The sequence below is a fragment of the Comamonas sp. A23 genome, from assembly GCF_004522605.1.
Classification (GTDB): Bacteria; Pseudomonadota; Gammaproteobacteria; order Burkholderiales; family Burkholderiaceae_C; genus Comamonas; species Comamonas thiooxydans.
This window is the reverse complement of record NZ_RSDT01000031.1, coordinates 1-7308: the sequence shown is the minus strand read 5'-3', so window position 1 is coordinate 7308 and position 7308 is coordinate 1. Positions and strand designations below refer to the sequence as shown.

The following is a 7308-nucleotide window of genomic DNA, read 5'->3' as shown; positions in this document are numbered from 1 at the left end:
CGATCATCGCGGTGACCGCAAAGCGGCCTTTGGTCGTAAGACGCATACGAGCTCCTTCAGTCAGGATTGTTCGTTACAGAAACGCACGCCCGGTCACAGTACCTAGACGAGCACAGTCTCCGCCCTTTCTAGAGTCGACCTGCAGGCATGCGTAATCATGGTCATAGCTGTTTCCTGTGTGAAATTGTTATCCGCTCACAATTCCACACAACATACGAGCCGGAAGCATAAAGTGTAAAGCCTGGGGTGCCTAATGAGTGAGCTAACTCACATTAATTGCGTTGCGCTCACTGCCCGCTTTCCAGTCGGGAAACCTGTCGTGCCAGCTGCATTAATGAATCGGCCAACGCGCGGGGAGAGGCGGTTTGCGTATTGGGCTTGGCTGCCATTTTTGGGGTGAGGCCGTTCGCGGCCGAGGGGCGCAGCCCCTGGGGGGATGGGAGGCCCGCGTTAGCGGGCCGGGAGGGTTCGAGAAGGGGGGGCACCCCCCTTCGGCGTGCGCGGTCACGCGCACAGGGCGCAGCCCTGGTTAAAAACAAGGTTTATAAATATTGGTTTAAAAGCAGGTTAAAAGACAGGTTAGCGGTGGCCGAAAAACGGGCGGAAACCCTTGCAAATGCTGGATTTTCTGCCTGTGGACAGCCCCTCAAATGTCAATAGGTGCGCCCCTCATCTGTCAGCACTCTGCCCCTCAAGTGTCAAGGATCGCGCCCCTCATCTGTCAGTAGTCGCGCCCCTCAAGTGTCAATACCGCAGGGCACTTATCCCCAGGCTTGTCCACATCATCTGTGGGAAACTCGCGTAAAATCAGGCGTTTTCGCCGATTTGCGAGGCTGGCCAGCTCCACGTCGCCGGCCGAAATCGAGCCTGCCCCTCATCTGTCAACGCCGCGCCGGGTGAGTCGGCCCCTCAAGTGTCAACGTCCGCCCCTCATCTGTCAGTGAGGGCCAAGTTTTCCGCGAGGTATCCACAACGCCGGCGGCCGCGGTGTCTCGCACACGGCTTCGACGGCGTTTCTGGCCAACCAGGAAGGGCAGCCCACCTATCAAGGTGTACTGCCTTCCAGACGAACGAAGAGCGATTGAGGAAAAGGCGGCGGCGGCCGGCATGAGCCTGTCGGCCTACCTGCTGGCCGTCGGCCAGGGCTACAAAATCACGGGCGTCGTGGACTATGAGCACGTCCGCGAGCTGGCCCGCATCAATGGCGACCTGGGCCGCCTGGGCGGCCTGCTGAAACTCTGGCTCACCGACGACCCGCGCACGGCGCGGTTCGGTGATGCCACGATCCTCGCCCTGCTGGCGAAGATCGAAGAGAAGCAGGACGAGCTTGGCAAGGTCATGATGGGCGTGGTCCGCCCGAGGGCAGAGCCATGACTTTTTTAGCCGCTAAAACGGCCGGGGGGTGCGCGTGATTGCCAAGCACGTCCCCATGCGCTCCATCAAGAAGAGCGACTTCGCGGAGCTGGTATTCGTGCAGGGCAAGATTCGGAATACCAAGTACGAGAAGGACGGCCAGACGGTCTACGGGACCGACTTCATTGCCGATAAGGTGGATTATCTGGACACCAAGGCACCAGGCGGGTCAAATCAGGAATAAGGGCACATTGCCCCGGCGTGAGTCGGGGCAATCCCGCAAGGAGGGTGAATGAATCGGACGTTTGACCGGAAGGCATACAGGCAAGAACTGATCGACGCGGGGTTTTCCGCCGAGGATGCCGAAACCATCGCAAGCCGCACCGTCATGCGTGCGCCCCGCGAAACCTTCCAGTCCGTCGGCTCGATGGTCCAGCAAGCTACGGCCAAGATCGAGCGCGACAGCGTGCAACTGGCTCCCCCTGCCCTGCCCGCGCCATCGGCCGCCGTGGAGCGTTCGCGTCGTCTCGAACAGGAGGCGGCAGGTTTGGCGAAGTCGATGACCATCGACACGCGAGGAACTATGACGACCAAGAAGCGAAAAACCGCCGGCGAGGACCTGGCAAAACAGGTCAGCGAGGCCAAGCAGGCCGCGTTGCTGAAACACACGAAGCAGCAGATCAAGGAAATGCAGCTTTCCTTGTTCGATATTGCGCCGTGGCCGGACACGATGCGAGCGATGCCAAACGACACGGCCCGCTCTGCCCTGTTCACCACGCGCAACAAGAAAATCCCGCGCGAGGCGCTGCAAAACAAGGTCATTTTCCACGTCAACAAGGACGTGAAGATCACCTACACCGGCGTCGAGCTGCGGGCCGACGATGACGAACTGGTGTGGCAGCAGGTGTTGGAGTACGCGAAGCGCACCCCTATCGGCGAGCCGATCACCTTCACGTTCTACGAGCTTTGCCAGGACCTGGGCTGGTCGATCAATGGCCGGTATTACACGAAGGCCGAGGAATGCCTGTCGCGCCTACAGGCGACGGCGATGGGCTTCACGTCCGACCGCGTTGGGCACCTGGAATCGGTGTCGCTGCTGCACCGCTTCCGCGTCCTGGACCGTGGCAAGAAAACGTCCCGTTGCCAGGTCCTGATCGACGAGGAAATCGTCGTGCTGTTTGCTGGCGACCACTACACGAAATTCATATGGGAGAAGTACCGCAAGCTGTCGCCGACGGCCCGACGGATGTTCGACTATTTCAGCTCGCACCGGGAGCCGTACCCGCTCAAGCTGGAAACCTTCCGCCTCATGTGCGGATCGGATTCCACCCGCGTGAAGAAGTGGCGCGAGCAGGTCGGCGAAGCCTGCGAAGAGTTGCGAGGCAGCGGCCTGGTGGAACACGCCTGGGTCAATGATGACCTGGTGCATTGCAAACGCTAGGGCCTTGTGGGGTCAGTTCCGGCTGGGGGTTCAGCAGCCAGCGCTTTACTGGCATTTCAGGAACAAGCGGGCACTGCTCGACGCACTTGCTTCGCTCAGTATCGCTCGGGACGCACGGCGCGCTCTACGAACTGCCGATAAACAGAGGATTAAAATTGACAATTGTGATTAAGGCTCAGATTCGACGGCTTGGAGCGGCCGACGTGCAGGATTTCCGCGAGATCCGATTGTCGGCCCTGAAGAAAGCTCCAGAGATGTTCGGGTCCGTTTACGAGCACGAGGAGAAAAAGCCCATGGAGGCGTTCGCTGAACGGTTGCGAGATGCCGTGGCATTCGGCGCCTACATCGACGGCGAGATCATTGGGCTGTCGGTCTTCAAACAGGAGGACGGCCCCAAGGACGCTCACAAGGCGCATCTGTCCGGCGTTTTCGTGGAGCCCGAACAGCGAGGCCGAGGGGTCGCCGGTATGCTGCTGCGGGCGTTGCCGGCGGGTTTATTGCTCGTGATGATCGTCCGACAGATTCCAACGGGAATCTGGTGGATGCGCATCTTCATCCTCGGCGCACTTAATATTTCGCTATTCTGGAGCTTGTTGTTTATTTCGGTCTACCGCCTGCCGGGCGGGGTCGCGGCGACGGTAGGCGCTGTGCAGCCGCTGATGGTCGTGTTCATCTCTGCCGCTCTGCTAGGTAGCCCGATACGATTGATGGCGGTCCTGGGGGCTATTTGCGGAACTGCGGGCGTGGCGCTGTTGGTGTTGACACCAAACGCAGCGCTAGATCCTGTCGGCGTCGCAGCGGGCCTGGCGGGGGCGGTTTCCATGGCGTTCGGAACCGTGCTGACCCGCAAGTGGCAACCTCCCGTGCCTCTGCTCACCTTTACCGCCTGGCAACTGGCGGCCGGAGGACTTCTGCTCGTTCCAGTAGCTTTAGTGTTTGATCCGCCAATCCCGATGCCTACAGGAACCAATGTTCTCGGCCTGGCGTGGCTCGGCCTGATCGGAGCGGGTTTAACCTACTTCCTTTGGTTCCGGGGGATCTCGCGACTCGAACCTACAGTTGTTTCCTTACTGGGCTTTCTCAGCCCGGGGACCGCCGTGTTGCTAGGATGGTTGTTCTTGGATCAGACGCTGAGTGCGCTTCAAATCATCGGCGTCCTGCTCGTGATCGGGAGTATCTGGCTGGGCCAACGTTCCAACCGCACTCCTAGGGCGCGTATAGCTTGCCGGAAGTCGCCTTGACCCGCATGGCATAGGCCTATCGTTTCCACGATCAGCGATCGGCTCGTTGCCCTGCGCCGCTCCAAAGCCCGCGACGCAGCGCCGGCAGGCAGAGCAAGTAGAGGGCAGCGCCTGCAATCCATGCCCACCCGTTCCACGTTGTTATAGAAGCCGCATAGATCGCCGTGAAGAGGAGGGGTCCGACGATCGAGGTCAGGCTGGTGAGCGCCGCCAGTGAGCCTTGCAGCTGCCCCTGACGTTCCTCATCCACCTGCCTGGACAACATTGCTTGCAGCGCCGGCATTCCGATGCCACCCGAAGCAAGCAGGACCATGATCGGGAACGCCATCCATCCCCGTGTCGCGAAGGCAAGCAGGATGTAGCCTGTGCCGTCGGCAATCATTCCGAGCATGAGTGCCCGCCTTTCGCCGAGCCGGGCGGCTACAGGGCCGGTGATCATTGCCTGGGCGAGTGAATGCAGAATGCCAAATGCGGCAAGCGAAATGCCGATCGTGGTCGCGTCCCAGTGAAAGCGATCCTCGCCGAAAATGACCCAAAGCGCGGCCGGCACCTGTCCGACAAGTTGCATGATGAAGAAGACCGCCATCAGGGCGGCGACGACGGTCATGCCCCGGGCCCACCGGAACGAAGCGAGCGGGTTGAGAGCCTCCCGGCGTAACGGCCGGCGTTCGCCTTTGTGCGACTCCGGCAAAAGGAAACAGCCCGTCAGGAAATTGAGGCCGTTCAAGGCTGCCGCGGCGAAGAACGGAGCGTGGGGGGAGAAACCGCCCATCAGCCCACCGAGCACAGGTCCCGCGACCATCCCGAACCCGAAACAGGCGCTCATGAAGCCGAAGTGCCGCGCGCGCTCATCGCCATCAGTGATATCGGCAATATAAGCGCCGGCTACCGCCCCAGTCGCCCCGGTGATGCCGGCCACGATCCGCCCGATATAGAGAACCCAAAGGAAAGGCGCTGTCGCCATGATGGCGTAGTCGACAGTGGCGCCGGCCAGCGAGACGAGCAAGATTGGCCGCCGCCCGAAACGATCCGACAGCGCGCCCAGCACAGGTGCGCAGGCAAATTGCACCAACGCATACAGCGCCAGCAGAATGCCATAGTGGGCGGTGACGTCGTTCGAGTGAACCAGATCGCGCAGGAGGCCCGGCAGCACCGGCATAATCAGGCCGATGCCGACAGCGTCGAGCGCGACAGTGCTCAGAATTACGATCAGGGGTATGTTGGGTTTCACGTCTGGCCTCCGGACCAGCCTCCGCTGGTCCGATTGAACGCGCGGATTCTTTATCACTGATAAGTTGGTGGACATATTATGTTTATCAGTGATAAAGTGTCAAGCATGACAAAGTTGCAGCCGAATACAGTGATCCGTGCCGCCCTGGACCTGTTGAACGAGGTCGGCGTAGACGGTCTGACGACACGCAAACTGGCGGAACGGTTGGGGGTTCAGCAGCCGGCGCTTTACTGGCACTTCAGGAACAAGCGGGCGCTGCTCGACGCACTGGCCGAAGCCATGCTGGCGGAGAATCATACGCATTCGGTGCCGAGAGCCGACGACGACTGGCGCTCATTTCTGATCGGGAATGCCCGCAGCTTCAGGCAGGCGCTGCTCGCCTACCGCGATGGCGCGCGCATCCATGCCGGCACGCGACCGGGCGCACCGCAGATGGAAACGGCCGACGCGCAGCTTCGCTTCCTCTGCGAGGCGGGTTTTTCGGCCGGGGACGCCGTCAATGCGCTGATGACAATCAGCTACTTCACTGTTGGGGCCGTGCTTGAGGAGCAGGCCGGCGACAGCGATGCCGGCGAGCGCGGCGGCACCGTTGAACAGGCTCCGCTCTCGCCGCTGTTGCGGGCCGCGATAGACGCCTTCGACGAAGCCGGTCCGGACGCAGCGTTCGAGCAGGGACTCGCGGTGATTGTCGATGGATTGGCGAAAAGGAGGCTCGTTGTCAGGAACGTTGAAGGACCGAGAAAGGGTGACGATTGATCAGGACCGCTGCCGGAGCGCAACCCACTCACTACAGCAGAGCCATGTAGACAACATCCCCTCCCCCTTTCCACCGCGTCAGACGCCCGTAGCAGCCCGCTACGGGCTTTTTCATGCCCTGCCCTAGCGTCCAAGCCTCACGGCCGCGCTCGGCCTCTCTGGCGGCCTTCTGGCGCTCCTGCTGCGGCGTCCGCTCGTGGGCCGTGGCGCGGGTCCGCGCGCCGGCCTCGTGCGCCTGGCGCTCGCGGGCGAGGTCCAGGGCGGCCGTCTTCACGTTCTGCCTTGCGCAGATGAGATAGATCCAGTCTGCAAGTGTCAGAAACGAGTCTGCATTTGATGCCCTGAACGTCTTCATACATCTGATAAGCCCCTCCCGGAAGTCTGCTTTCTCTCCGTCAGAAAGCATACCCTGACCGGTTTCAATCACGGACCGTTCTGTCAGGTAATGCTCTGTCCAGTCATACAGAGCCGGGTTTGTCACCCGTATAAGCTGAAGCAGGCACAAATCAGGGAAATAAACAAAATCCCGCATCCCCGGATAAAGAAAAATCAGGGAATTAATGGCCTGATGGATTTCCCGTGGCGTCGAAAGTGCGGCACCATAGGTATCAGTCACCGCGATGAGATCCCTTACCATTCCAGAGTCTGGCGGTTGATTATTAATTTGCTGATATAGAGCCTCAGCCCGCTGGCGAAATTCATTACGTAAATCAAAGGCTTCAGGTCGGGGTAATTTAAAACTAAGCTGAATGATTTTCTGGAGATAACGGCTGCCATCTTCGATATTCAGCGCATGTTCAACGGCATGAGTGATAATCTGCCTGTCATAACAGAGAATATGGGTAAAGCGGGGCAGATCGGCTACTGCACGCACAAGCCTGAACACTTCCGCCACCTGGGATGGCTCCAGTCGGTCCAGATCATCCATGACAACAATGAACTTCAGATCCAGACTCACCAGTTGTCCTGCAATTTCAGCCCGAAGCATTCGCCATTCAGGCTGCGCAACTGTTGGGAAGGGCGATCGGTGCGGGCCTCTTCGCTATTACGCCAGCTGGCGAAAGGGGGATGTGCTGCAAGGCGATTAAGTTGGGTAACGCCAGGGTTTTCCCAGTCACGACGTTGTAAAACGACGGCCAGTGAATTCGAGCTCGGTACCATCGGAGTCGGGCTTCATGCCGATCTGGTTGCCGCCCGAGCACTGCTCAAGCGGCCCCGGATCAGGATTTCGCGAAGGCGTTACCCAGGGCGAACACCGAGTTCGGTGCGTTCACACGGATGGGCTT

At 60.1% G+C, this 7308-nt stretch carries 7 protein-coding genes and 3 pseudogenes; 6 read left to right on the top strand and 4 right to left on the bottom strand.

Features of this window, described 5'->3' with window-relative positions; all coding sequences use genetic code 11:
• The first annotated feature begins 987 nt into the window (after nt 1-987).
• From traJ to EIC84_RS25660, 5 genes and pseudogenes are all read left to right on the top strand, one after another.
• Nucleotides 988-1374, top strand: coding sequence for a conjugal transfer transcriptional regulator TraJ (gene traJ, locus EIC84_RS25680; protein WP_134737357.1), 387 nt, complete (start codon nt 988-990; stop codon nt 1372-1374).
• Between the two features lie 34 nt (nt 1375-1408).
• Complete coding sequence (locus EIC84_RS25675; RefSeq protein ID WP_240701986.1) at nt 1409-1597, top strand: hypothetical protein; 189 nt, start codon at nt 1409-1411, stop codon at nt 1595-1597.
• Nucleotides 1598-1645: 48 nt separating this feature from the next.
• Entirely contained in the window at nt 1646-2794 is a 1149-nt protein-coding gene (trfA, locus tag EIC84_RS25670; protein ID WP_001082279.1) for a plasmid replication initiator TrfA, read from the top strand.
• 19 nt (nt 2795-2813) lie between these two features.
• Nucleotides 2814-2886, top strand: a pseudogene (locus EIC84_RS26510) (TetR family transcriptional regulator); the annotation flags it as partial.
• A 63-nt stretch (nt 2887-2949) separates the two neighbouring features.
• Nucleotides 2950-4035, top strand: a complete 1086-nt coding sequence (locus EIC84_RS25660) for a GNAT family N-acetyltransferase (RefSeq protein WP_011645019.1) — start codon at nt 2950-2952, stop codon at nt 4033-4035.
• A 31-nt stretch (nt 4036-4066) separates the two neighbouring features.
• Here EIC84_RS25660 and tet(A) read toward each other — a convergent pair whose 3' ends face one another.
• Entirely contained in the window at nt 4067-5266 is a 1200-nt protein-coding gene (gene tet(A) / locus EIC84_RS25655; RefSeq protein WP_011645018.1) for a tetracycline efflux MFS transporter Tet(A), read from the bottom strand.
• A 105-nt stretch (nt 5267-5371) separates the two neighbouring features.
• Here tet(A) and tetR(A) point away from each other — a divergent pair, with 105 nt between their 5' ends.
• A complete protein-coding gene (gene tetR(A), locus EIC84_RS25650; RefSeq protein WP_000164043.1) occupies nt 5372-6022 on the top strand; it encodes a tetracycline resistance transcriptional repressor TetR(A) in 651 nt (216 codons plus the stop codon).
• Nucleotides 6023-6053: 31 nt separating this feature from the next.
• On the opposite strand, the gene EIC84_RS26500 is transcribed toward tetR(A), so the two are convergent.
• From EIC84_RS26500 to EIC84_RS25635, 3 genes and pseudogenes are all read right to left on the bottom strand, one after another.
• On the bottom strand, nt 6054-6296 hold the full coding sequence (locus EIC84_RS26500) for a transposase (RefSeq protein ID WP_000844627.1): 243 nt from the start codon (nt 6294-6296) through the stop codon (nt 6054-6056).
• 324 nt (nt 6297-6620) lie between these two features.
• A pseudogene (locus tag EIC84_RS26495) lies at nt 6621-7010 on the bottom strand (P-loop NTPase fold protein); the annotation flags it as partial.
• Between the two features lie 232 nt (nt 7011-7242).
• Nucleotides 7243-7308 (bottom strand): annotated as a pseudogene (locus EIC84_RS25635) (DNA-binding protein); the annotation flags it as partial.

Coding starts and splice junctions, on each gene's coding strand:
- trfA (WP_001082279.1), top strand. CDS start 1,646: ATGAATCGGACGTTTGACCGGAAGGCATACAGGCAAGAACTGATCGAC.